Genomic DNA, 24362 nt, shown 5'->3' on the forward strand with positions numbered 1-24362 from the left:
TTGGGTTTGGGCCCCGCTAATAAGGGGGGCGGGCGGCGCCGGCTTCGGGCGGCGGGAGCGCAGCCGGGAGCGGACGTCGCCGTGCGGCAGGACGTCCACCCAGCGCTCGGGGTATTCGGCCGGCGGGTCGTCGTCCTCGTCGGCCGCGGCGGCCTGCCGGGCCCGCCGCGCCTCGGCCCGCGCGACCACCTCCGCGGCGGCGGCCACCTTGCGCCGGTCGTTCTCCTCCCGGGCGGCGGCGGTGGCCAGCGACGGCCAGATACGGTCGACGGCCGCGTTGACCGCCGCGCCGACCAGCACGGCGAAGGCGGACACCCCGATCCACAGCAGGACGGCCACCGGCGCCGCCAGCGACCCGTAGATCGTCGGGCCCTCCACCGCGTGCGTGAGGTAGATCCGCAGGATGAAGCTGCCCAGTACCCACATCAGCAGCGCGACGAGCGCGCCGGGCACATCCTCGTACCAGGGCGACCGTACGGGTACGGACACGTGGTAGAGCGTGGTCAGGAAGGCGACCGAGGCCAGCAGCACGATCGGCCAGTACAGCACGTGCACGGTGCTCGACGTGCCGGGCACCAGCTCGTTGACCGCGTTCGGGCCGACCACGATCAGCGGCAGCACCGCGGCGCCGAGGACCAGCGCGACGACGTAGAGGACCAGTGACATCAGCCGGGTCTGCACGATGCCGCGGCGGCCTTCCAGGCCGTACATGATGGTGATGGTGTCGACGAAGACGTTCACCGCGCGGGAGCCGGACCACAGGGCGATCAGGAAGCCCAGGGATATCAGGTCCGGACGCCGTCCGTGGAAGACGTCGTCCACCAGGGGTTTGACGAGTTCGTTGACACCCTTGTCGGACAGCACGGTCGAGGACGCGCTGAGGATGTTGTGCCGGATGTGGTCGATGGTGTCCAGGCCGACGACCGTGTCGACATAACCGAGCGCGCCCACCAGGCCGAGCAGCAGCGGCGGCAGGGACAGCAGCACGAAGAAGGCCGCCTCGGCCGCGAGTCCGGTGACCCGGTATTCCATGCACGAGTTGACCGTGTCCTTGAGAAGGAGCCAGCCGACCTTGCGCTTGGAGAGGTTCCGGTACAGCACCCGGGCCCGACGCCAGCGGTTCGGCCGCCGATGGCTTCTTTCTTCTGCTGCTTGCACCCCTTTACGTTAGCTGGCATGACTGCCCCCACTCACACGGTGACGAACCAGGTCCCGCCCCTGGTCGGCCATGACGTGTACAGCACCGACACCGCCCTCACCGAGGCCGTCGCGCGCCACGCGGACGCGGCCCGGCTGCCGGAGATCAGTGAAGAGCTGTCCCGGCTCGGGCTCGCGGCGGGTTCCGCGCAGGCGCAGCAGTGGGGCGAGGAGGCGAACACGTACTCCCCCGTGCTGCGCACCCACGACCGCTACGGCCGCCGCATCGACGAGGTCGACTTCCATCCGGCCTGGCACCGGCTGCTCGGGCACGCGGTGACCGCGGGCCTGACCGACGCCTGGTCGCGGCCCGACGGGCATCTGCGGCGGGCGGCCGGCTTCCTGGTCTGGTCGCAGGTGGAGGCCGGGCACGGCTGTCCGGTGTCCATGACGCACGCGGCGGTGCCCGCGCTGCGGACCGACCCCGTGCTGGCCGCCGAGTGGGAGCCGCGGCTCGGCTCGCGCGTCTACGACCCGCGGCTGGTGCCGGCCGAGGAGAAGCCCGGCGCGCTGTTCGGCATGGGGATGACGGAGAAGCAGGGCGGCTCCGACGTGCGCGCCAACACCACCAGGGCGGAACCGCTGGCCGAGGACGGCGCCTACGCGCTCACCGGGCACAAGTGGTTCTGCTCGGCGCCGATGTCGGACGGCTTCCTGGTGCTGGCGCAGGCGCCCGCCGGGCTGACCTGCTTCCTGCTGCCGCGGGTGCTGCCGGACGGCACGCGCAACGTCTTCGCGATCCAGCGGCTCAAGGACAAGCTCGGCAACCGCTCCAACGCCTCCTCCGAGGTCGAGTTCGGCGGCACCTGGGCGCGCCGGGTCGGCGAGGAGGGCCGCGGGGTCGCCACCATCATCGAGATGGTGGCCGCCACCCGGCTGGACTGCGCGCTCGGTTCGGCCGCGCTCATGCGGCAGGCGGTCGCGCAGGCCGTGCACCACGCCACGCACCGCGGCGCGTTCGGCGGGCCGCTGATCGACAAGCCGCTGATGCGCAACGTCCTGGCGGACCTGGCGCTGGAGTCCGAGGCCGCCACCACGACCGCGCTGCGGCTGGCCGCCGCCTACGACACCGGTACGGAGCGCGAACGGCACTTCCGGCGGCTCGCGGTGGCCGTCACCAAATTCTGGGTCACCAAGCGGTGCCCGGTCGTCGCCGCGGAGGCGCTGGAGTGCCTGGGCGGCAACGGCTACGTCGAGGAGTCCGGGATGCCGAGGATCTTCCGGGAGTCCCCGCTGAATTCGGTGTGGGAGGGCTCGGGCAACGTGCAGGCGCTCGATGTGCTGCGGGTGCTGCAACGCGAGCCGCTCGCGGTCGAGGCGTTCCTCTCCGAGGTGGGGTTGGCGCGGGGGGCCGATCACCGGCTCGACGCGGCCGTGAAGGACCTGCTCACCGAACTCGGCGACCTGGAGGGTGTCGAGGCGCGGGCCCGCCGGGTCGTCGAGCGCATGGCGATGGTGCTCCAGGGTTCGCTGCTGGTCCGGTTCGCACCGGGGGAGGTCGCCGACGCGTACTGCGCTTCGCGCCTCGGGGGGGACTGGGGTTCGACGTTCGGCACGTTGCCGGCCGGCCTCGACCTCGCCCCCCTCCTCACCCGTGCGTCCCCGGCTGCGTCTTAGCCCCCGGGTTATCGGCCCCTTGCGGTGACCTCCCGCACGCGCCTGCGTCGCGGCGTTCAGGGGGTGCCGCTTGCGGCGGCCCTCGCACGCGCGGTGCGTCCCGGCTGGCCGCGCGGTTCCCCGCGCCCTGCGGGGTCGCCGGTCGCGGTGGCAATTCACCCGCGCGTGCGGCGCGGGTCGGGGGTTCGGCGAGCCCCCGCAGGGGGGTGGTGCCGCGCCGACTCGGCACCACCCCCACTCGTGACGCAGCGTCACAGTGCGCCCGCCGCACGCCCCGGCGCAACCGTTGCAGCCGGTTGCACGAACCCCGGCTCCCGGGTCCGCACCCGGCGAACCGCCCGCACGGAGCCCGGCGTCCCGGGGCCGCCCCCGGGGGAACCGGTTGGTCGAAAGCCCGGTGCCCAGGTGCGCGCCCATGCACCATTGACAGGGACGGCAGAACGGAGGCGTCGTGCCACACCTTCCCATCGGCTTCACGCGGGCGGACAGGGCCGGCGTCCACCCCTCCCCGCACCTGCTCGCCTCCGTACGGGCGGCCACCCTCGCCGGTGACGTGCCGCCGCAAGCACCACGCGCGGTGATCGGCGCGTCCTGGGAGCGCACGCTGGGCCACGGGGTGGACCCGGACGTCGGCCCGCGTACCAGCCTGCTCGGCACCGACGAGATCGAGCACCGCCGGCACAGCACCCCGCTGGCGGACATGCTGCCGGTGCTGCGCGAGGGCCTGGTCTCCGTCGCGGACGCGGCCTGGCACATCATGGTGGTGACCGACGCCGAGGGCCGGGTGCTGTGGCGGGACGGCAGTCCCGCCGTACGCAGGAGCGCGGACCGGCTCGGCTTCGCGGAGGGCGCCTCCTGGTCGGAGGAGACGGTCGGCACCAACGCCATCGGGACCGCGCTGATCACCGGTACGCCGCTCCAGGTGCATTCGGCCGAGCACTTCGTACGGTCGCACCACGGCTGGACGTGTGCCGCCTCGCCGCTGCACGACCCGCGGGACGGGCGGCTGCTGGGCGTGGTGGACGTCAGCGGCCCGGCCGCGACGGTGCACCCGGCGGTGCTGCCGCTGGTGTCGGCGGTGGCCCGGGTCGCGGAGGGCGAGCTGCGCTCGCGGCACTGGGCCGCGGTCGAGCGGCTGCGGTCGGTCGCGGCGCCGCTGCTGGCCGCGATCGGCGGCCAGGCGCTGGTGGTGGACCGGCGCGGCTGGACCGCGGCGGCGACCGGGCTGGCGCCGGCCGGGCGGATCGCGCTGCCCGCCGCGGTGGCGGCCGGGCAGATGTGGCTGCCGTCGCTGGGGTTGTGCCGGATCGAGCCGCTGCCGGGCGGCTGGCTGATCCGGGTGGGCGGCCGGGAGCCGCCCGCGGCGAGCCGGGTGGTGGTCGATGTGAGCCGCCCGGACGGCTGGACGGTCACCGTGGCGGGGCCGGCCGGCAGCTGGTCGCAGCGGCTCACCCCGCGGCACGCGGAGCTGCTGTACGTGCTGGCGCTGCGCCGGGCGGGCAGGACGGCGGCCGAGCTGGCGGACGACCTGTTCGGCGACCCGAGCCGTACCGTGACCGTACGGGCGGAGATGTCCCGGCTGCGCAGGAATCTGGCCGGGGTGCTCGCCCACCGGCCCTACCGTTTCGCCGAGGCGGTCGAGGTCGAGCTGCTGCGGCCGCGCTGCCCGCGGGACCTGCTGCCGCACTCGGCGGCGCCCGCGGTGCTGGCGAGCCGCGCCCCCGGCTGAGCGGCGGGATCCGGCCACGGCGGCGTGCGGGCGTCCGCTTACCCTTGGCGCCATGAGCACCGCCGTGACCACCTGGTCCCTCGAACTGACCGCGCAGGGAGAGCTGCGCCCCGCAGCCGTGCCCGCGGCCGATTCCGGTGTCCGGATCGTGCGGGCCGAAGTCCCCTCACCGGACTTCGGGCGCTTCCTCTACACCGCGGTGGGCGCGGACTGCTCGTGGTTCGACCGGCTGCCGTGGCCGCCGGAGCGGTGGCGGGCGCTGCTGGAGCGGCCGGGCACCGAGCTGTGGGTGGCGTACGAGCACGGCACCCCGGCCGGTTACGTGGAGCTGGCCGGGCAGGACGAGGGCGTGGTGGAGATCGGGTACTTCGGGCTGCTGCCCGACTTCCGCGGCCGGGGCATCGGCGGCCATCTGCTGTCGTACGGCACCGCGCGGGCCTGGGACCTGGGCGATCGGTGGCCGGAGCGGCCGGCGACCCGGCGGGTGTGGGTGCACACCTGCTCGCTGGACGGGCCGTACGCGCTGGACAACTACCGGCGGCGCGGGTTCCGGGTGTACGACACGGTGACGGCGGTGCCCGCGGTGCGCCCGCGGCGCCCGCTGGGTGGCAGGAGTGACGCATGACACAAAGTCTCGCATTGCGAGATACTTTGGTCCACATGCTGGATAGCGGTGGACTCGCCCGAGACCTGCGTGCCACGCTTTCGTCATGTCACGCACTGGAATCGCCTTGGTAGGTCGGCCGCACGTCGACTTCTGCCGCGTGTCCAGCGCCATCTGTCCGACGGGCTGACCGCACAGCCGCACCGCTCCGCCATCCCCGTCGTCGTGGATGCACGGGAGTCCCCCGCCGTCCGCCGCGCGTGCACCGCCACTCTGCGTTTCCCCAGGCCACAGGGTACTTCCACGCCGTCAACGACCGTATTCGAGCCTGTCAGAAGGACGCATCGCCATGGCATCCAGCCCCGAGACCCCCCAGCAGCCGGCCGGGGGTACGCCCAGGTCCGCGCCCGCCCGTCGCAAGACGAGCCGGCACCGCGGTGAAGGCCAGTGGGCCAAGGGCCACTTCACGCCGCTCAATGCCAACGAGCAGACGAAGAAGGACGACGACGGTCTCAACGTCCGGACGCGCATTGAGACGATCTACTCCAAAGCGGGCTTCGACTCCATCGACGGCGCCGACCTGCGCGGCCGGATGCGCTGGTGGGGGCTGTACACCCAGCGCCGCCCCGGCATCGACGGCGGCCGGACCGCGATCCTGGAGCCCGAGGAGCTGGACGACCGCTACTTCATGATGCGGGTCAGGATCGACGGCGGCCGGCTCACGGTGGCGCAGCTGCGGGTGATCGGCGAGATCTCGCAGGAGTTCGCCCGCGGCACCGCGGACATCACCGACCGGCAGAACGTGCAGTACCACTGGATCCGTATCGAGGACGTTCCGGAGATCTGGCGCCGCCTGGAGTCGGTGGGCCTGTCCACCACCGAGGCCTGCGGCGACACCCCGCGGACGATCCTCGGCTCCCCGGTGGCCGGTATCGCCGCCGACGAGATCATCGACGGCACCCCGGCGGTCGACGAGATCAAGAGCCGCTACATCGGCAGCAGGGAATTCTCCAACCTGCCGCGCAAGTTCAAGACAGCGGTCTCCGGCTCGCCCCTGCTCGACGTGGTGCACGAGATCAACGACATCGCCTTCGTCGGTGTGCGGCACCCCGAGCACGGACCCGGCTTCGACCTGTGGGTCGGCGGCGCGCTGTCCACCAACCCGCGGCTGGGCGAACGGCTCGGCGCCTGGGTGCCGCTGGCCGAGGTGCCGGACGTGTGGGCCGGCGTGGTGGGGATCTTCCGCGACTACGGCTACCGGCGGCTGCGCTCGCGCGCCCGGCTGAAGTTCCTGCTGGCCGACTGGGGTGTGGAGAAGTTCCGCCAGGTGCTCCAGGACGAGTACCTCAAGCGGGAGCTGATCGACGGCCCGGCCCCCGAACTGCCGCGGCAGCAGTGGCGCGACCACGTCGGGGTGCACCTGCAGAAGGACGGCCGCTACTACGTCGGCTTCGCCCCCCGGGTCGGCCGGATCGACGGCGCCACCCTGACGAAGATCTCCGAACTGGCCGCGGACCACGGCTCCGACCGGCTGCGTACCACCACCGACCAGAAGATGCTGGTGCTGGACGTCGAGGAGTCCAGGATCGAATCGCTGGTGGCCGGCCTGGAATCGCTCGACCTCCAGGTCCGCCCCTCGCCCTTCCGGCGCGGCACGATGGCCTGCACCGGCATCGAGTTCTGCAAGCTCGCGATCGTCGAGACCAAGGCGCGCGGCGCGTCCCTGATCGACGAACTGGAGCGCAGGCTCCCGGACTTCGACGAGCCGATCGGTATCAACGTCAACGGCTGCCCGAATTCCTGCGCCCGGATCCAGACCGCCGACATCGGCCTCAAGGGCCAGCTGGTCACCGGCCCCGACGGCGAGCAGACCGAGGGCTTCCAGGTGCACCTGGGCGGCAGCCTCGGCCTTGAGCCCGGCTTCGGCCGCAAGGTGCGCGGCCTGAAGGTCACCGCGGCCGAACTCCCCGACTACGTCGAGCGGGTGCTCACCCGCTTCCAGGCCGAGCGCACCGACGGCGAGCGGTTCGCCCAGTGGGCGGCGCGGGCCTCGGAGGAGGCGCTGTCATGACCGAGCGAGCCGCCCCGTTCCACTGCCCCTACTGCGGGGACGAGGATCTGCGTCCGTCCGAAGAAGGCCATGGCGCCTGGGAATGCCGGGCGTGCAACCGGGCATTCCAGTTGAAGTTCCTCGGGCTGCTGGCCAGGAGGCCGGCCGCCGACTCTCCGCAGGGAGGCGCTTCGTGACCACCGCACCGTATACGACCCAGGATCTGGAACAGCTGGCGCAGGAGGCGGGCCGCGACCTGGAGGAGGCGTCCGCGCTCGACATCCTGCGCTGGGCCGCCGGCACCTTCGGGCCGCGCTGGTGCGTGACGTCCTCGATGGAGGACGCCGTCGTGGCGCACCTCGCCTCGCGCACGCTGCCCGGGGTGGACGTGGTCTTCCTGGACACCGGCTACCACTTCCCGGAGACCATCGGCACCCGGGACGCGGTCGCGGCGGTGATGGACGTCAACGTCATCACCCTCACCCCGCGGCAGAGCGTCGCCGAGCAGGACGCGCAGTACGGGCCGAAGCTGCACGACCGCGACCCCGACCGGTGCTGCGCGCTGCGCAAGGTCGCCCCGCTCGAAGAGGGCCTGTCCGGCTACGACGCCTGGGCGACGGGACTGCGCAGGGACGAGTCGCCGACCCGCGCGAACACCCCGGTCGTCAGCTGGGACGCCAGGCGGCAGAAGGTCAAGATCGCCCCGATCGCCCGCTGGACGCAGGCGGACGTGGAGGCCTACGTCGCCGAGCACGGTGTGCTCACCAACCCGCTGCTGACGGACGGTTACGCCTCCGTCGGCTGCGCGCCCTGCACCCGCCGGGTGCTGGAGGGCGAGGACGCCCGCGCCGGCCGCTGGGCGGGGCTCGGCAAGACCGAGTGCGGTATCCACCAGTGACGGCACCCCAGGAGCAGGAGACCCCGATGACCGCCGGCGCCACCGTATGGCTCACCGGGCTGCCGAGCGCGGGCAAGACCACCATCGCCCTGGCGCTGGCGGACACGCTGCGGGCGGCGGGCCGCCGGGTCGAGGTGCTGGACGGCGACGAGATCCGCGAATTCCTGTCCGCGGGCCTGGGATTCACCCGCGAGGACCGGCACACCAATGTGCAGCGGATCGGCTTCGTCGCCGAACTGCTGGCCTCCCACGGGGTGCTGGTGCTGGTGCCGGTCATCGCGCCGTACACCGACAGCCGCGAGGCGGTGCGCAAGCGCCACCAGGCGCACGGCACCGGTTATGTGGAGGTCCACGTGGCCACTCCGGTCGACGTGTGCTCGGTGCGCGACGTGAAAGGCCTGTACGCCCGGCAGGCGGCCGGTGAACTGACCGGTCTGACCGGGGTGGACGACCCGTACGAGGTCCCGGACAGTCCCGATCTGCGGATCGAGACGCAGGGCAGCACGGTGGAACAGTCCGCCGCAGCGGTGCACGCGCTGCTGACCGAGAGGGGCCTGACGATATGACCGCGACCGTCACGCACGCCGCACAGCAGGACAGCCCGTACGCGCTGACGCACCTGGACGCGCTGGAGTCCGAGGCGGTGCACATCTTCCGCGAGGTGGCGGGCGAGTTCGAGCGGCCGGTGGTCCTCTTCTCCGGCGGCAAGGACTCGATCGTCATGCTGCACCTGGCGCTCAAGGCGTTCGCGCCGGCGGCGGTGCCGTTCTCGCTGCTGCACGTGGACACCGGGCACAACTTCCCCGAGGTGCTGGACCTGCGCGACCGTACGGTCGCCGAGCACGGGCTGCGGCTGCATGTCGCCAAGGTGCAGGACTACATCGACGACGGGCGGCTGCGCGAGCGGCCCGACGGGCTGCGCAATCCGCTCCAGACCGTGCCGCTGACCGAGGCGATCTCCTCGCACCGCTTCGACGCGGTCTTCGGCGGCGGGCGGCGCGACGAGGAGAAGGCCAGGGCCAAGGAGCGGGTCTTCTCGCTGCGCGACGAGTTCTCCCAGTGGGACCCGCGCCGGCAGCGCCCCGAGCTGTGGCAGCTCTACAACGGCCGGCACGCGCCCGGCGAGCACGTCCGGGTCTTCCCGCTGTCCAACTGGACCGAGCTGGACGTGTGGCAGTACATCGCCCGGGAGGCGATCGAGCTGCCGGAGATCTACTTCGCGCACGAGCGTGAGGTCTTCAACCGCGGCGGTATGTGGCTGACCGCGGGCGAGTGGGGCGGCCCCAAGGCCGGTGAGCCGGTGCAGACCCGGATGGTGCGCTACCGCACGGTCGGCGACATGTCCTGCACCGGCGCGGTCGATTCCGCCGCGACCACGCTGGACGCGGTCATCACCGAGATCGCCGCGTCCCGGCTGACCGAACGGGGTGCCACCCGCGCCGACGACAAGATGTCGGAGGCGGCCATGGAGGACCGCAAGCGCGAGGGGTACTTCTAACCATGACCAGCACCACGAGCCCGCTGACCGCAGAACAGCTGTCGGCGACCACTCTGCTGCGGTTCGCCACCGCCGGTTCCGTGGACGACGGCAAGTCCACCCTGGTGGGCCGGCTGCTGCACGACTCCAAGTCGGTGCTCAGCGACCAGCTGGAGGCGGTCGAGCGGGTGTCGCTGGGCCGCGGCCAGGAGACGCCCGACCTCGCGCTGCTCACCGACGGCCTGCGGGCCGAGCGGGAGCAGGGCATCACCATCGATGTGGCGTACCGTTACTTCGCCACCGCGCGGCGCCGGTTCATCCTGGCCGACACGCCCGGCCATGTGCAGTACACGCGGAACATGGTGACGGGCGCCTCGACCGCGGAGCTTGCGGTGGTGCTGGTGGACGCCCGCAACGGCGTGGTCGAGCAGACCCGCAGGCATGCCGCGGTCGCGGCGCTGCTGCGGGTGCCGCACGTGGTGCTGGCGGTCAACAAGATGGACCTGGTGGAGTACGCCGAGCCGGTCTTCGCCGCCATCGCCGAGGAGTTCACCGCCTACGCGGCCTCGCTCGGCGTCCCGGAGATCACCGCGATCCCGATCTCCGCGCTGACCGGCGACAACGTGGTGGAGCCGTCGGCGAACATGGACTGGTACGGCGGCCCGACGGTGCTCGAACACCTGGAGACGGTCCCGGTCAGCCACGACCTGACCGACTGCCCCGCGCGCTTCCCCGTGCAGTACGTGATCAGGCCGCAGACCGCGGAGCACCCCGACTACCGCGGCTACGCCGGCCAGATCGCGTCCGGCCTGCTGCGGGTCGGCGAAGCGGTGACCGTACTGCCCTCGGGGCGTACCACCACCATCTCCGGCATCGACGCGCTGGGCCGGAGCGTGGACACCGCGTGGGCGCCGCAGTCGGTCACCGTGCGGCTGACCGACGACCTGGACGTCTCGCGCGGCGACCTGATCGCGCCGTCGGGTTCGCTGCCCCCGGTGACGCAGGACGTACGGGCCACGGTGTGCCATCTGCACGAGCGGCCGCTGCGGATCGGCGAGCGGGTGCTGCTCAAGCACGCCACCCGGACGGTGAAGGCGATCGTCAAGGCGCTGCCGTACCGGATCGACCTGTCGCACGGCCTGGCGCACGAGAACGACCCGGTGGCGCTGGAGGTCAACGACATCGGCGCGGTGCAGCTGCGCACCGCAGAGCCGCTGCCGATCGACACCTACGCGGAGGCGCGGCTCACCGGCGCTTTTCTGCTGATCGACCCCGCGGACGGCACGACGCTGACGGCCGGCATGGCGGGCGAGGCGTTCGCGGAACCCCCGGCGGCGCCCGCCGGCGCGGCCGAGGACGAGGGATGGGACTTCTGATCATGGCTCAGGAAGCCTTTTCGGGATTCGCGAAGGAGGGCGGGCGCGTCGGCAGCGGCTCGCTCGGCTCGGGTACGGGCGGGGTGGCGCGATGTGTGCGCTGACCCTGAAGCCGGCGGCCCGCGGTACGACCGCGGCCGCCGTCGTACGCCCCTGTCGCGCTCCGCGCGTCACGATGCACCGCCTTCGAAGACCTGACGAAACTCCGGCCGCGCCCTAGCGCGCGACACGCCGGGCCTTACGAGAGGACACACCCGTGTCTGCGCAACACCGTCCCGCGTACAGACTTATCGCCGTGGCTGCCGCCCTGCCGCTCCTCTTCGGCGCTCTCGCCGCCTGCAGCTACGGGTCCGACAAGAAGTCGGACGACGACACCAAGGCGACCACCGCGCCCAGCGGTTCCGCGACCGCCGCGAAGCTGTCCGCCGACGAGGTGAAGATCGGCTACTTCCCCAACCTGACCCACGCCACCGCTCTGGTCGGGCTCAAGGAGGGCTTCTTCCAGCAGGAGCTGGGCGACACCAAGATCAAGGAAGCCACCTTCAACGCGGGACCCGCCGAGATCGAGGCGCTGAACGCCGGGGCGATAGACATCGGCTGGATCGGCCCCTCCCCCTCGATCAACGGCTACACCAAGTCGGGCGGCACCAGCCTGAAGATCATCTCGGGCTCCGCCTCGGGCGGCGTGAAGCTGGTGGTCAACCCGGAGAAGATCAAGACCCTGGCCGATGTCAAGGGCAAGAAGATCGCCACCCCGCAGCTCGGCAACACGCAGGACGTGGCGCTGCTGAACTGGATCAAGACGCAGGGCTGGAAGGTCGACGCGCAGAGCGGCAAGGGCGACGTGTCGGTGGTGCGCACCGACAACAAGATCACCCCCGACGCGTACAAGAACGGCTCCATCGACGGTGCGTGGGTGCCGGAGCCCACCGCCTCGAAGCTGGTCAGCGAGGGTGCCAAGGTGCTGCTCGACGAGAACACGCTGTGGCCGAACAACCAGTTCGTGATCACCAACGTGATCGTGTCGCAGAAGTTCCTGTCCGCCCACCCCGATGTCGTCGAGGCGGTGCTGCGCGGTTCCGTGAAGACCAACGCGTGGATCAAGGCCAACTCCGACAAGGCGAAGGCCGACGCGAACTCCGAGCTGGAGCGGCTGACCCAGAAGGCGCTGCCCGCCGCCATCCTGGACCCGGCCTGGAAGTCCATCCAGGTGCTGGACGACCCGCTGGCCGCGACCGCCAAGTCCGAGGCCGAGCACGCGGTGTCCGCGGGCCTGCTCAAGGCGCCGAAGCTGGACGGCATCTACGACCTGACCCTGCTCAACAAGGTGCTGAAGGCGCAGGGGCAGCCGGCGGTCGACGCGGCGGGTCTGGGCACCCAGTAAGCGCACGGCGGCAACAGCAGCAGCCTTGACCAGCAGTCGACCCGAGTAACCCCCAGGAGGTGACATCCATGGCCGACACTCTCGCCAGTGCCGCCGCGCAGGGCGCGGAAAGCGCCGCGTACGCGGCCAGGCTCGACCATGTGTCGAAGGCGTTCGGCAGGCCCGGCGCCCAGCAGCTCGTGCTGGACGACATCACGCTCGATGTCCGGCCGGGTGAGTTCGTCTGCCTCCTGGGCGCCTCGGGCTGCGGCAAGTCGACGCTGCTGAATCTGGTCGCGGGGCTCGACAAGCCGTCCGCCGGGAGCATCGACGCTCCCGGCGGCCGGCCGGCCCTGATGTTCCAGGAGCACGCCCTCTTCCCGTGGCTGACCGCGGGCAAGAACATCGAACTGGCGCTGCGGCTGCGCGGCGTGCCGCGTGAGGAGCGCCGCCCCGAGGCCGAGAAACTGCTGTCGCTGGTGCGGCTCGGCGGGGCGTACGGCAAGCGGGTGCACGAGCTGTCCGGCGGTATGCGGCAGCGCGTCGCGCTGGCCAGGGCGCTGGCCCAGGACAGCCAGCTGCTCCTGATGGACGAGCCGTTCGCCGCGCTCGACGCGATCACCCGGGACGTCCTGCACGACGAGCTGACCCGGATCTGGTCGGAGACCGACCTGTCGGTGCTGTTCGTGACGCACAACGTGCGCGAGGCGGTGCGGCTGGCCGAGCGGGTCGTGCTGCTGTCCTCCCGGCCCGGCCGGATCAACCGCGAGTGGACCATCGACATACCGCAGCCGCGCCGGATCGAGGACGCGGCCGTGGCGGACCTGTCCGTAGAGATCACCGAAGAACTGCGTGGGGAGATCCGCCGTCATGGCCAGCACTGAGACCTCCGGCGTACAGGACGCCGACGCGCCCGGCGGCCCCGGCGACGCCCCGTCCCCCGGCAAGGCCCGTGCGGCGGGCGCCGCCCGGGACCGGCACGACCTGTCGGGCCTCGAAGCGGGCCTCGACGCGCTGGACGCGGTGACCGTCAAGCGGGCGCCGGTGGGACAGGTCCTGGTCAAGAAGGTGCTGCCGCCGATCGTGGCGGTGCTGCTGGTGCTGGTGGTGTGGCAGCTCGCGGTGTGGGCCAAGCTCGCCGACCGCACCAAGCTGCCCAGCCCGTCGGCGGTCGGCCAGGAGCTGGTGGACCGGTGGAATGCCGGCGACCTGTTCTCCATCATCTGGACCAGCGTCTCGCACGGCCTGCTCGGCTTCCTGGCCGCGCTGGTCATCGGCACCCCGCTGGGCCTGGTGGTGGCCCGGGTGCCGCTGATCCGGGCGGCGATCGGCCCGATCCTGTCCGGCCTCCAGTCGCTGCCGTCGGTCGCCTGGGTGCCGGCCGCGGTGATCTGGCTCGGCCTGAACAATTCCACGATGTACGCGGTGATCCTGCTCGGCGCGGTGCCGTCCATCGCCAACGGCCTGGTGGCCGGCATCGACCAGGTGCCGCCGCTGTATCTGCGGGCCGGCCGCACCATCGGCGCGACCGGGCTGCGCGGCGCCTGGTTCATCCTGCTGCCCGCCGCACTGCCAGGCTATGTGGCGGGCCTGAAGCAGGGCTGGGCCTTCTCCTGGCGGTCGCTGATGGCCGCCGAGCTGATCGCGTCCTCGCCCGACCTGGGTGTGGGGCTCGGCCGCTACCTGGAGAACATGCGGGAGGGCTCCGACATGGCGGGCGTGTTCCTGGGCATCCTGCTGATCCTCTTCGTCGGTATCGCGATCGACCAGGTGATCTTCAGCCCGCTGGAGCGCTGGGTGCTGCGCTCCCGCGGACTGACCGCGCAGAGCCAGTGACCGTGCGCCCCGGCCTGCCCGCGCCGGCGCTGCTCGTCATCGCGCACGGCTCGCGCGACCCGCGGCACGCCGCGACCGTGCACGCCCTGACGCGGCGGGTCGCGGCGGCCAGGCCGGGGCTGCGGGTGGACACCGCCTTCCTGGACTTCACCGCGCCCTCGGTGCCGCAGGCGGTCGGCCGGCTGGCGGCCGACGGCGTACGGGACGTGGTGGCGCTGCCGCTGCTGCTGACCCGGGCCTTCCACGCCAAGACCGACATCCCCGCGGTGCTGCGCGAGTCCACCGCGGGGCTGCCGTCGCTGTGGCTGCGCACCGCCGAGGTGCTCGGCCCCTCACCCCTGCTGACGGCCGCGCTGGAGCGCCGGCTGTCCGAGGCCGGGCTGCGGCCCGCAGACCGCTCCTCGACCGGCGTCGTGCTCGCCTCGGCCGGCTCCTCCGACCCGGAGGCCGGCGCGGCGATAGCGGCGGTCGCGCGCGAGTGGCGGCGCAGCGGCTGGTACGCGGTGCGGCCCGCGTTCGCCTCCGCGGCACTGCCGCGCACCGAGGACGCGGTCAGGGCGCTGCGCGCCGAGGGCGTCCGGCGGATCGCCGTGGCCCCGTACGTGATCGCGCCCGGTTTCCTGCCCGACCGGATCGCCCGGGGCGCCCGGGAGGCGGGCGCGGACCTGCTGGCGCCGGTGCTGGGAGCGGCCCCGGAAGTGGCCGAGCTGCTGCTGCGCCGCTACGACCGGGCGCTGCTGGCCGACGCCCGGCAGCTGATGTCCGCCTGACCCGCCGAAGCCGCCCGCACCGGGTGTGGCCTGGGCCTTCGCGGTCTCGCGTGTAAGGGGCACCCACCGCGCGATGGTGGGGTTGTCCCCACCCCTGAGGGGGAGATGGCCCGCCGGGAAGTCACCAGCAGGCCGGATGGGTCGGTGGTCCCGGCGCACCTAACGTCGTCTGTGGAAGGAGCGGCCCGGCGCCGCCACCCGAGACGATCCTTACAAGGGGGACACCGTGAGTCGCGCACGCGCACACGGCAGCAGGATGGGAATCGCGGCATCGATGGGCAGCTGGAGCGCCCGGCACCGGTGGGCCGCGGTGGGCGGCTGGCTGCTCTTCGTCATCCTCGCGGTATTCGTCGGCCAGGCGGCCGGCCGGGTCGACGTCGACCAGGACAAGTCGATGTCGGGCGAGGTCAGCCAGGCCGCCACGATCAACGACGACGCGGGGCTCAAGCCGCCGGCGAGCGAGATGGTGCTCGTCCAGGCCAAGGGCGCGGGCCACGCCACCGACCCGGCTTTCCGTACCGTGGTCGGCGAGGTGATGAGCGCGGTCGAGGAGTCGGGGAAGGTCACCGCGGTCACCTCCCCGTACGACACGAAGTCGATCTCCCCCGACGGGCGTTCCGCGCTGGTGCGGTTCGACATGCTCGGTGACGAGAAGACCGCGGCCGACCGGATAGACCCGGTGATGGACAAGGTCGAGCAGGTCCAGGCGCGGCATCCCGACCTGCGGGTCGAGGAGTTCGGCGACGCCAGTTCAGAGAAGGTGCTCAATGACGCCTTCGGCAGCGACTTCCAGACCGCCGAGTTCTCCGCGGTGCCGCTGGCGCTGGGCATCCTGCTGATCGCGTTCGGCGCGCTGGTCGCGGCGCTGCTGCCGGTGGCGCTGGCGATGACGGCCTTCGTCGCGGCGGGCGGTGTGGTGGCGGTGGTCAGCCACCTGGTGCCGATGAGCGACACCGCCAACTCGGTGATGCTGCTGGTGGGCCTCGCGGTCGGCGTCGACTACTGCCTGTTCTACCTGCGCCGCGAACGCGAGGAGCGGGCCGCGGGGCACGACGCGGACACCGCGCTGCGGATCGCCGCCGCCACCTCGGGCCGGGCGATCCTGATCTCCGGCATCACCGTGATCGTGGCCATGGCGGGCATGCTCTTCACCGGCATCGGCGACTTCAAGGCCATGGGTGTGGCCACGATGATCGTGGTCGCCATCGCGATGTTCGGCTCCGTCACGGTGCTGCCCGCGCTGCTCTCGCTGCTCGGCCACCGGGTCGAGAAGGGCCGTATCCCGTTCCTGAACCGGCGCAGGCGGCAGGCCGGCGGCCGTCCCGCGACGCCCGGCAACAGCCGCTTCTGGCGGTCCGTGCTGGGGCCCGTGCTGCGCCACCCCAAGGCCGCCACCGTCATCGCCGGCGGCGCGCTGCTGGCGCTGGCCCTGCCCGCGTTCGGCATGAAGACCGCGAACCTGTCCATGCAGCAGGAGCTGGGTGGCGGGCTGCCGATCATCCAGACCTACGACCACATCAACACCGCCTTCCCCGGCGGCCCCGACCCCGCCCACGTGGTGGTCAAGGCCGACGACATCAACGCGCCCGCGGTGAAGCAGGCCATCGCCGACTTCCGCGCCGAGGCGGTCTCCTCCGGCGCGAGCAAGGGCCCGGTGGCCGTCACGGTCCACAGCGCGCAGAACATCGCCAGGATCGACGTACCGCTGGCGGGCGGCAGCGACCGCGCCAAGGCCGAGGCGAACGTCACCGTGCTGCGCGACCACGTACGCCCCGACACGCTCGGCAAGGTCCCGGGGCTCCAGGCGCCGGTCACCGGTGAGACGGCGGGGTCGATGGACTTCACCCACAAGATCACCAGCAGTGTGCCGCCGGTCTTCGCCTTCGTGACCGTCTTCGCCTTCCTGCTCATGCTGCTGTCCTTCCGGTCGCTGACCATCGCGCTGACCTCGATCGTGCTGAACCTGCTGTCGGTGGGCGCCGCCTACGGCATCCTCACCGCGGTCTTCCAGCACGGCTGGGGCGCCTCGCTGGTGGGGGCGCACGGCACCGGCGCGGTGGTGGCGTGGCTGCCGCTGTTCCTGTTCGTGATCCTGTTCGGGCTGAGCATGGACTACCACGTCTTCGTGGTCTCCCGGATCCGTGAGGCCAGGATGCGCGGCCTGGCCACCAAGGGCGCCATCGAGCACGGCATCACCACCACCGCGGGCGTCGTCACCAGCGCCGCCGTGATCATGGTCGCCGTGTTCGCGATCTTCGGCACCCTGTCGATGCAGAGCATGAAGCAGATGGGCGTCGGCCTGGCCTTCGCGGTGCTGATCGACGCCACCGTGATCCGCGGGGTGCTGCTGCCCGCGGTGATGACGCTGCTGGGCGACCGGAACTGGTACCTGCCGCGCTGGATGCACCGGCTGCCCGACCTCACCCACGACGAGTCGGCCCTGCCGCCGCCCCCGGCCGCCGTGCCGCACCCGGCCGAGCAGCTGCCCGACCGCGTCTGACCCGGCCCTCTCCCCCGCGCTGTGCCCCCGTGCTGTTCGGTACGGGGGCACTGTCAGTGGCCGCGGCTACGGTGGAGGACATGACCGTACGGGAGAGCAGCGCGAGCGGGACGGCGGTGACGGGCGCCGCGGAGGTCGAGCGCGGCCTTGAGCGGCACAGGACCGAGCTGACCGGTTACTGCTACCGGATGCTCGGCTCGGCCTTCGAGGCGGAGGACGCGGTCCAGGAGACGCTGGTACGCGCCTGGCGCGCCGCCGACCGGTTCGAGGGCCGCTCCTCGCTGCGGTCCTGGCTGTACCGCATCGCCACCAACGTGTGCATGGACAGCCTCAACGCCGGCAGGCGCCGGGCCAGGCCGATGGACCTGTCGCCCGCCTCGCACGCCGACGCGGCGCTGCCGGACCCGACGTCGGAGGGGATGTGGGTGGAGCCCGCACCGGACGGCCGGGTGGTGCCCGAGGCCGGCGACCCGGCCGATGTGGTGGTCGCCCGGGAGACGGTCCGGCTGGCCTTCCTCGCCGCGCTCCAGCACCTGCCGCCGCGGCAGCGGGCGGTGCTGATCCTGCGCGAGGTACTGGCCTGGAAGGCCAGCGAGACCGCGGAGCTGCTGGAGACCACCGTCCCGTCGGTGAACAGCGCGCTGCAACGGGCCAGGGCCACGCTGGCGGAGGCCGGCGCGTCCGCCGACACGGCGGCGCGCGACACCGCGCTCGACGAGGAGCGGGAGGCGCTGCTGGCCCGCTACGTCGACGCCTTCGAGCGGTACGACCTGGAGTCGCTGACCACCCTGCTGCACGAGGACGCGGTGCTCAACATGCCGCCGTATCCGATGTGGGTGCGCGGCCACGACGACATACGCGCGTTCATGGCGACCGTCGGCGCCGGCTGCGCGGGCTCGCGGATGGTGCCGGTCGCGGCCAGCGGACTGCCGGGCTTCGCGCAGTACCGCCCGGCGCCCGGCGGCGGCTTCCGGGCGTTCGCGCTGCAGGTGATCGAGACCTCGGGCGTGCGGATCAGCACGATGACGTCATTCCACGACCCGCTCCGGCTCTTCCCGCTCTTCGGGCTCCCACTCGAACTCCCGGCCGAGCCCGGCCAGTTCGACCAGCGCCCGCAGTCCGGGTGACGCACCGCACAGCCGCACCCGGTATCCGGCCCGGCGGGCGGCGAGCCGTAGCCGGGCCAGTGCGCCGAGGGCCGCGGTCGTGGCGGGCAGCCCGGCCGCGTCCACGCTGACCGCCGTCCGTCCGGCCTGACCTGCGGTGTTCTCATGACCGGGGGCAGACGCGACCACCTGACCTCCTTGTCCCGGCCCGCGGGAGAATCGGGCTTCGCAGATACCGACCTCCCCGCCGGTGCGAAGTCATCGCTCACCGGGGTACGTATTCGGAACGGGTTGGCGGCACGCCAGGCGCGAATCGGGGGCGCACCAGTGGGACACTTGCCGTTGTCCGCACGCGACGGCGATGACAGCGGCATATGCGGGCAGGCGGGACGGCAGGGCGGCGGGCTGCCGACCCCGGCCGGCGGACATCGGAGGGGTGGGGGCATGGCGGAAGCGGTGTTCACGCAGGAGCGGGCACAGGCGGTCCTGGAGGCCGCCGGTCACCCGTCGGCCGACCTGCTCTCCTTCGGGGAGAACGCGGTCTTCGCGGCCGGCCGGCTGGTGATCAAGGTCGGCCGCGGCGCCGACCTGCTGGACCGCGCCCGCCGCGAGGTGCGCACCGCCGACTGGCTCGCCAAGCACGACGTGCCCGCGGTGCGCTCCGCCGAGTCCGAGGTGCGGCTGGTCGAGGGCCACCCGATCACCTACTGGCAGCGGCTGCCCGAGTCGCTGCGGCCTGCCGAGCCCGCCGACGTCGCCCCGCTGCTGCGGCTGGTGCACGCCCTGCCGGAGCCGGACTTCGGACTGCCGCCGCGCGATCTGCTCGGCGGCGTCGAGCGGTGGCTGCGGCTGGCGGGCGACGCGATCGACCCGGCCGACGCGGCCTTCCTGCGGACCCGCAAGGACCGGCTGGCCGAGGCGGTCACCGACCTGGTGCCGCATCTGCCGCGCGGCCCGATCCACGGCGACGCACTCCCCCGCAATGTGCACATCGGCCCGGACGGTCCGGTCCTGGTGGACCTGGAGACCTTCTCCTCCGACCTTCGCGAGCACGACCTCGTCGTCCAGACCCTCAGCCGGGACCGCTACGGGGTGCCGTCGGCCGCCTACACGGCCTTCACCGACGCCTATGGCTGGGATGTCGCCGCGTGGGAGGGCTGCGAGGTTCTGCGCGGGGCGCGGGAGACGGCGGGCTGCGCCTGGGTCGCCCAGCAGGCGGCGGCCAACCCGGCCGCCCGCAGCGAATTCCGCCGCCGGGTGGCATCGCTGCGCTCGGGCGACACCACCGTCCGCTGGTACTCCTTCTGACCGCTCGGGGGACCGCCCGGACCCGCCTGCGTGCCCGTCACGCGGCCCGCTGGAGCGGCCAGTCCGGCCGTATCGGCGCGGCTGCCGCGTCCTGCCGGCGCAGCCAGGCGGTGAAGTCCTCCGCCCACGCGGCGAACCAGCCGCCCTGCGCGGTGTGCAGGTCCCACAGGTCGGCGTCGCCGGCCTCGGGGAAGCGGGCGGCGAGCGCGCGGGCCACCCGGACCGCGGCCAGCGCGTCGGCGCCCGCGTCGTGGGCCCCGTCGAGCACCACGCCGTAGACGGCGCAGGCCGCCTCCAGGGTGCGCTTGCCGCGCCGGTACTTGTCCAGCGCCCGGTCGATGACCAGCGGGTCGACCACCGGGCCCGGGCGCCCGCCGGGGGCGACCAGCGGCGGCAGCGCGTAACGGCGCAACTCGGCGTCCAGCAGGCTGAGATCGAAGGGCGCGTTGTAGACGACCACCGGCACCTGCGCCGCCCAGTAGCCGCGCACCGCGTCGGCGATCTCGGCCACCACCTCGGGCGCCGGGCGGCCCTCGGCGGCAGCGCGGGCCGTGCTGACGCCGTGGATGGCGGTGGTCTCGGCCGGTATCGGTACTCCGGGATCGGCGAGCCAGGTCCGGTGCCGTACCGGCTGACCGTCCTTCACCTCGGTGATCGCGGCGGTCACGATCCGCGCCTGCCGCGGATCCGTCCCCGTGGTCTCCAGATCGAAACCGACCAGCAGATCCTCGTGCCATGCCATGGCGAGTCCCCTTCCGACACCCCGTGTTCCCCCGTGTGCCCTGCCATCATCGCGCGCACCACTGACACTCCCGCCGCGCCCCGCGCGCGGCCGGCGCCGGGTCAGGAAACCGGCCGGGCGTCGGTCCAGATGCCCTCGAACTCCTCGCGGTAGACCTCGAAGAGCCCGCCCTCGGCGGGCCGGTCGTCGGCGACGACCCGGCGCGACCCGCCGCGCAGCACCATCACCGGCACCTCCATGCCGCGGGCCCTGCGCAGATACGACTGGACGACCGCGAGCCCCTCGCCGCTGTCGCCGTCGACCAGGTAGGCGGTGAAGCGCGGCGTCTCGTCGAAGACCTGGATCTCGAAGGCGCCCGGGTCGCGCAGCCGGGCCCGCACCCGCCGCATGTGCATGATGTTCATCTCCACCGAACGGCTCATCTCGCCCCGCCCGAGCCCGAGTTCGCGCTCCCGGCGGCGGACGGCGCTGCTGGCCGGGTTGAGGAACAGCAGCCGCACCCGGCAGCCGGCCTCGGCGAGCCGGATCAGCCGCCGCCCCGAGTAGTTCTGCACCAGCAGGTTCAGCCCGATGCCGACCGCGTCCAGCCGCCTGGCCCCGGCGAAGAGGTCCTCGACGGGCAGTTGGCGCTGCAACCGCACCCGGTCGGCGTAGACGCCGATGACGTCGGAGAAGCGGTCGGCGACGAGTTCCTCGATGGCGTCGACCGGCAGCCGCTGTGCGCCGGTACGGGCGTGGCCCGCGCCGAGCATTTCGAGCAGCCGCGCGCAGGCGCGTTCCGCCTGGTCCAGGACCGTGCGGGACAGCGCGCGGTTGCGTGAGACCACATGGCGGGTGACCTCCAGCTCGTCCAGGGCGAGTTCGAGGTCCCGGCGGTCGTCGAAGTACGGCTCGAAGCACGGCCAGTGCTGGACGACCAGCTCCCGCAGCTGCGGCAGCGTCAGGAAGCTCAGCACATTGTCGTCGGCGGGGTCGAGCAGGAAGCCCTTTCGGCGGCTCACCTCCCGTACGGCGACGGCCCGCTGGACCCATTCGTGGCCGGCCGGGCCCGCGGCGGCGACCACCCACTCCTCGCCGTGGACAGGTGCGTAGATCGGGCGCAGCACCGCGTTGACGACGGCACGCAGCCGCTGCTCGACGAGGTTCAGCCAGACGTAGGCGCGGCCGGCCCTGCGGGCGCGGGTGCGGACCTCGGCCCAGGCGTCGGCGTCCCAGTCCAGCTCCGTCCCGATCTCCATGGGCTGGGCGAGGGTGACCGCGCCCGGCGTCCCCTCCACAGTGGTGTCGTGCTGGTCACCCTGCTCACCGCCTCCCGGGAGCATCAGACCTCCGGACGTCACCACTTCACCGCCTCCCACCCCCGTCCACGATCAAGGAAGGGTACTGCGGTGCGGGGGCTGTCGCAGCAGTATCGACCCTACTTGACTACTACCGGACAACCCCATCACTCCTACGGTCGCAGCCGGTTGTGGCTGTGTCACCCTCGGATGGAACCGGATGGGAGGATGACCGTTCGGCAACCTTCGGCAATGGATGCGCCGGGTGCGAGGACCGGGTGACCGGCCCCCACCGCCCGGTCAGGAGTGGAAGAGTCTCGACATGCAAGTCTGGCCGGGTCAGTCCTACCCCCTCGGCGCCACCTTCGACGGCGCCGGCACCAACTTCGCCGTCTTCTCCGAGGTGGCCTCACGGATCGAACTGTGTCTGCTGCACGACGACGGTTCCGAGACGGCGATCGAACTGCGCGAGGCCGACGCCTTCGTCCGGCACGCCTACCTGCCGGGAGTGATGCCGGGACAGCGGTACGGCTTCCGGGTGCACGGCCCCTACGACCCGGCCCGCGGGCACCGCTGCAACTCGGCGAAGCTGCTGCTCGACCCCTACGCCAAGGCGATGAGCGGCGACATCGACTGGGACGAGTCGGTCTACGGCTACCGCTTCGGCCAGCCCGACTCGCGCAACGACCTGGACTCCGCCCCGCACACCATGACCTCCGTCGTGGTCAACCCGTACTTCGACTGGGCCGACGACCGGGCGCCGCGGATCGACTACCACCGCACCGTCATCTACGAGGCCCACGTCAAGGGCCTGACGATGACCCACCCCGGCCTGCCCGAGGAGATCCGCGGCACCTACGCGGCCCTCGCGCACCCGTCGGTGATCAGCCATCTGGTGGAACTCGGCGTGACGACGCTGGAACTGATGCCGGTGCACCAGTTCATCCAGGACCACCGGCTGGTGGACGCCGGGCTCGCGAACTACTGGGGCTACAACACCATCGGATTCTTCGCGCCGCACCACGCGTACGCCTCGCTGGGCGACCGCGGGCAGCAGGTGCTGGAATTCAAGACGGCGGTACGCGCGCTGCACCGGGCCGGCATCGAGGTGATCCTCGACGTGGTCTACAACCACACCGCCGAGGGCAGCCACCTGGGCCCGACGCTGTCGCTGCGCGGCCTGGACAACGCCTCCTACTACCGGCTCGGCGGCGACAAGCGGTATTACACCGACACCACGGGCACCGGCAACTCGCTGCTGATGCGCAGCCCGCACGTGCTCCAGATGATCATGGACAGCCTGCGCTACTGGGTCACCGAGATGCACGTCGACGGCTTCCGCTTCGACCTCGCCGCCACCCTGGCCCGGCAGTTCCACGAGGTGGACCGGCTGTCGTCGTTCTTCGACCTGGTCCAGCAGGACCCGGTGGTCTCCCAGGTCAAGCTGATCGCCGAGCCGTGGGACGTCGGCGAGGGCGGCTACCAGGTCGGCAACTTCCCGCCGCTGTGGACCGAGTGGAACGGCAAATTCCGCGACACCGTACGCGACCTGTGGCGCGGCGAGAGCGCGACGCTGGCCGAGTTCGGCTCCCGGCTCACCGGCTCCTCCGACCTCTACCAGGACGACGGCCGCCGCCCGCTGGCCTCCATCAACTTCGTGACCTGCCACGACGGCTTCACCCTGCGCGACCTGGTGTCGTACAACGACAAGCACAACGAGGCCAACGGCGAGGGCAACAGGGACGGCGAGGGCTTCAACCGCTCCTGGAACTGCGGGGCCGAAGGCCCCACCGACGACCGGCAGGTCAAGGCGCTGCGGCAGCGGCAGATGCGGAATTTCATCGCGACGCTGATGCTCTCGCAGGGCGTCCCGATGCTCTCCCACGGTGACGAGTTCGGCCGCAGCCAGGGCGGCAACAACAACGTCTACTGCCAGGACAACGAGATCGCCTGGATCGGCTGGCCGGGCAAGCGGGGCACCGGCGAGGAGGCCGACGACGCGCACCGGATGCACGAGTTCGTACGGACGATGGTGTGGCTGCGGCGCGACCACGCGGTCTTCCGGCGCCGCCGGTTCTTCCACGGGCGGCTCGCGGAGGGCACCCACGACGAACTGTCCGACATCGCGTGGTTCACCGCGCAGGGCGGTGAGATGACGCAGCGCGAGTGGCAGGCCGCGTCCGCCCGCTCGCTGGTGGTCTTCCTCAACGGCAACGCCATCTCCGAGCCGGGCCCGCGGGGTGAGCCGGTCATCGACGACTCCTTCCTGCTGATGTTCAACGCCGCGCCCAAGGCCCAGGAATTCCTGGTCCCGGCCAACCACGGCAAGGAGTGGCAGCTGATCGTCGACACGGAGCGCCCGGAAGGCGTGCCCCCGGGCGCGGGGGAGCGGGTCGCGGCCGGTGACCGGATCCTGCTGGCCGACCGCAGCATGGTGGTCCTGCGGCGGCCGGCGGACTGACCCCCGGACCGCGCACCCGGGGACCCGCGAGGGTCGCCGCCGGCGGCGGCC

Annotated in this window: 22 protein-coding genes; 18 read left to right on the forward strand and 4 right to left on the reverse strand. The window is 72.3% G+C overall.

Going from position 1 to position 24362, the window contains the following annotated elements:
* A partial coding sequence (locus tag V7E46_RS12580) for a YihY/virulence factor BrkB family protein (RefSeq protein WP_333768488.1) occupies nt 1–1158 on the reverse strand: 1158 nt, incomplete at its 3' end.
* A gap of 18 nt (nt 1159–1176) precedes the next feature.
* Between V7E46_RS12580 and V7E46_RS12585 the strand changes: the two genes are divergently transcribed.
* From V7E46_RS12585 to V7E46_RS12660, 16 genes are all read left to right on the forward strand, one after another.
* Complete coding sequence (locus tag V7E46_RS12585; RefSeq protein WP_333768489.1) at nt 1177–2814, forward strand: acyl-CoA dehydrogenase family protein; 1638 nt, start codon at nt 1177–1179, stop codon at nt 2812–2814.
* A 451-nt stretch (nt 2815–3265) separates the two neighbouring features.
* Nucleotides 3266–4543: a GAF domain-containing protein gene (locus V7E46_RS12590; RefSeq protein WP_443054137.1), complete on the forward strand. Its 1278-nt coding sequence runs from the start codon at nt 3266–3268 to the stop codon at nt 4541–4543.
* A 52-nt stretch (nt 4544–4595) separates the two neighbouring features.
* Entirely contained in the window at nt 4596–5168 is a 573-nt protein-coding gene (locus V7E46_RS12595) for a GNAT family N-acetyltransferase (RefSeq protein WP_333768490.1), read from the forward strand.
* Nucleotides 5169–5253: 85 nt separating this feature from the next.
* The gene (locus V7E46_RS12600) at nt 5254–5337 is read left to right on the forward strand and encodes a putative leader peptide (protein ID WP_329182298.1); all 84 of its coding nucleotides are present in this window, start codon (nt 5254–5256) and stop codon (nt 5335–5337) included.
* Nucleotides 5338–5496: 159 nt separating this feature from the next.
* Nucleotides 5497–7218, forward strand: a complete 1722-nt coding sequence (locus V7E46_RS12605; RefSeq protein ID WP_333768491.1) for a nitrite/sulfite reductase — start codon at nt 5497–5499, stop codon at nt 7216–7218.
* Nucleotides 7215–7394 (forward strand): hypothetical protein, encoded by a 180-nt coding sequence (locus tag V7E46_RS12610; RefSeq protein ID WP_333768492.1) that lies wholly within the window; start codon nt 7215–7217, stop codon nt 7392–7394. The genes V7E46_RS12605 and V7E46_RS12610 overlap by 4 nt, the downstream gene beginning before the upstream one ends.
* The gene (locus tag V7E46_RS12615) at nt 7391–8095 is read left to right on the forward strand and encodes a phosphoadenylyl-sulfate reductase (RefSeq protein ID WP_333768493.1); all 705 of its coding nucleotides are present in this window, start codon (nt 7391–7393) and stop codon (nt 8093–8095) included. The genes V7E46_RS12610 and V7E46_RS12615 overlap by 4 nt, the downstream gene beginning before the upstream one ends.
* 26 nt (nt 8096–8121) lie before the next feature.
* Nucleotides 8122–8661: an adenylyl-sulfate kinase gene (gene cysC, locus V7E46_RS12620; protein WP_329182300.1), complete on the forward strand. Its 540-nt coding sequence runs from the start codon at nt 8122–8124 to the stop codon at nt 8659–8661.
* Nucleotides 8658–9593, forward strand: coding sequence for a sulfate adenylyltransferase subunit CysD (gene cysD / locus V7E46_RS12625; RefSeq protein ID WP_333768494.1), 936 nt, complete (start codon nt 8658–8660; stop codon nt 9591–9593). The genes cysC and cysD overlap by 4 nt, the downstream gene beginning before the upstream one ends.
* Before the next feature lie 2 nt (nt 9594–9595).
* A complete protein-coding gene (locus V7E46_RS12630) occupies nt 9596–10948 on the forward strand; it encodes a sulfate adenylyltransferase subunit 1 (protein WP_333768495.1) in 1353 nt (450 codons plus the stop codon).
* Between the two features lie 256 nt (nt 10949–11204).
* On the forward strand, nt 11205–12332 hold the full coding sequence (locus tag V7E46_RS12635; protein WP_333768496.1) for an aliphatic sulfonate ABC transporter substrate-binding protein: 1128 nt from the start codon (nt 11205–11207) through the stop codon (nt 12330–12332).
* A 59-nt stretch (nt 12333–12391) separates the two neighbouring features.
* Nucleotides 12392–13195: an ABC transporter ATP-binding protein gene (locus V7E46_RS12640; protein WP_329173731.1), complete on the forward strand. Its 804-nt coding sequence runs from the start codon at nt 12392–12394 to the stop codon at nt 13193–13195.
* Nucleotides 13182–14147: an ABC transporter permease gene (locus V7E46_RS12645; RefSeq protein ID WP_333768497.1), complete on the forward strand. Its 966-nt coding sequence runs from the start codon at nt 13182–13184 to the stop codon at nt 14145–14147. Before V7E46_RS12640 ends, V7E46_RS12645 begins: the two co-directional genes overlap by 14 nt.
* Before the next feature lie 14 nt (nt 14148–14161).
* Nucleotides 14162–14917, forward strand: a complete 756-nt coding sequence (locus V7E46_RS12650; RefSeq protein WP_333768510.1) for a sirohydrochlorin chelatase — start codon at nt 14162–14164, stop codon at nt 14915–14917.
* A gap of 256 nt (nt 14918–15173) precedes the next feature.
* Nucleotides 15174–17417, forward strand: coding sequence for an MMPL family transporter (locus V7E46_RS12655; RefSeq protein ID WP_333768498.1), 2244 nt, complete (start codon nt 15174–15176; stop codon nt 17415–17417).
* Between the two features lie 80 nt (nt 17418–17497).
* On the forward strand, nt 17498–18544 hold the full coding sequence (locus V7E46_RS12660) for a sigma-70 family RNA polymerase sigma factor (RefSeq protein WP_333768499.1): 1047 nt from the start codon (nt 17498–17500) through the stop codon (nt 18542–18544).
* On the opposite strand, the gene V7E46_RS12665 is transcribed toward V7E46_RS12660, so the two are convergent.
* Nucleotides 18446–18712: an STAS domain-containing protein gene (locus V7E46_RS12665; protein ID WP_329173739.1), complete on the reverse strand. Its 267-nt coding sequence runs from the start codon at nt 18710–18712 to the stop codon at nt 18446–18448. The genes V7E46_RS12660 and V7E46_RS12665 overlap by 99 nt on opposite strands.
* Before the next feature lie 255 nt (nt 18713–18967).
* Between V7E46_RS12665 and V7E46_RS12670 the strand changes: the two genes are divergently transcribed.
* On the forward strand, nt 18968–19831 hold the full coding sequence (locus tag V7E46_RS12670; protein ID WP_329173741.1) for an aminoglycoside phosphotransferase family protein: 864 nt from the start codon (nt 18968–18970) through the stop codon (nt 19829–19831).
* A 37-nt stretch (nt 19832–19868) separates the two neighbouring features.
* On the opposite strand, the gene V7E46_RS12675 is transcribed toward V7E46_RS12670, so the two are convergent.
* Together V7E46_RS12675 and V7E46_RS12680 are read right to left on the reverse strand one after the other, a co-directional pair.
* Nucleotides 19869–20573 carry an exonuclease domain-containing protein gene (locus tag V7E46_RS12675; RefSeq protein WP_329173743.1) on the reverse strand — a complete coding sequence of 235 codons (705 nt, stop codon included), beginning with the start codon at nt 20571–20573 and terminating at the stop codon, nt 19869–19871.
* A gap of 101 nt (nt 20574–20674) precedes the next feature.
* A complete protein-coding gene (locus V7E46_RS12680; RefSeq protein WP_333768500.1) occupies nt 20675–21913 on the reverse strand; it encodes an SAV2148 family HEPN domain-containing protein in 1239 nt (412 codons plus the stop codon).
* Nucleotides 21914–22172: 259 nt separating this feature from the next.
* Between V7E46_RS12680 and glgX the strand changes: the two genes are divergently transcribed.
* Complete coding sequence (gene glgX / locus V7E46_RS12685) at nt 22173–24311, forward strand: glycogen debranching protein GlgX (RefSeq protein WP_333768501.1); 2139 nt, start codon at nt 22173–22175, stop codon at nt 24309–24311.
* The last annotated feature ends 51 nt before the right edge of the window (nt 24312–24362 follow it).

This window comes from Streptomyces sp. IBSBF 2435 (assembly GCF_036815005.1).
Taxonomy (GTDB): Bacteria; Actinomycetota; Actinomycetes; order Streptomycetales; family Streptomycetaceae; genus Actinacidiphila.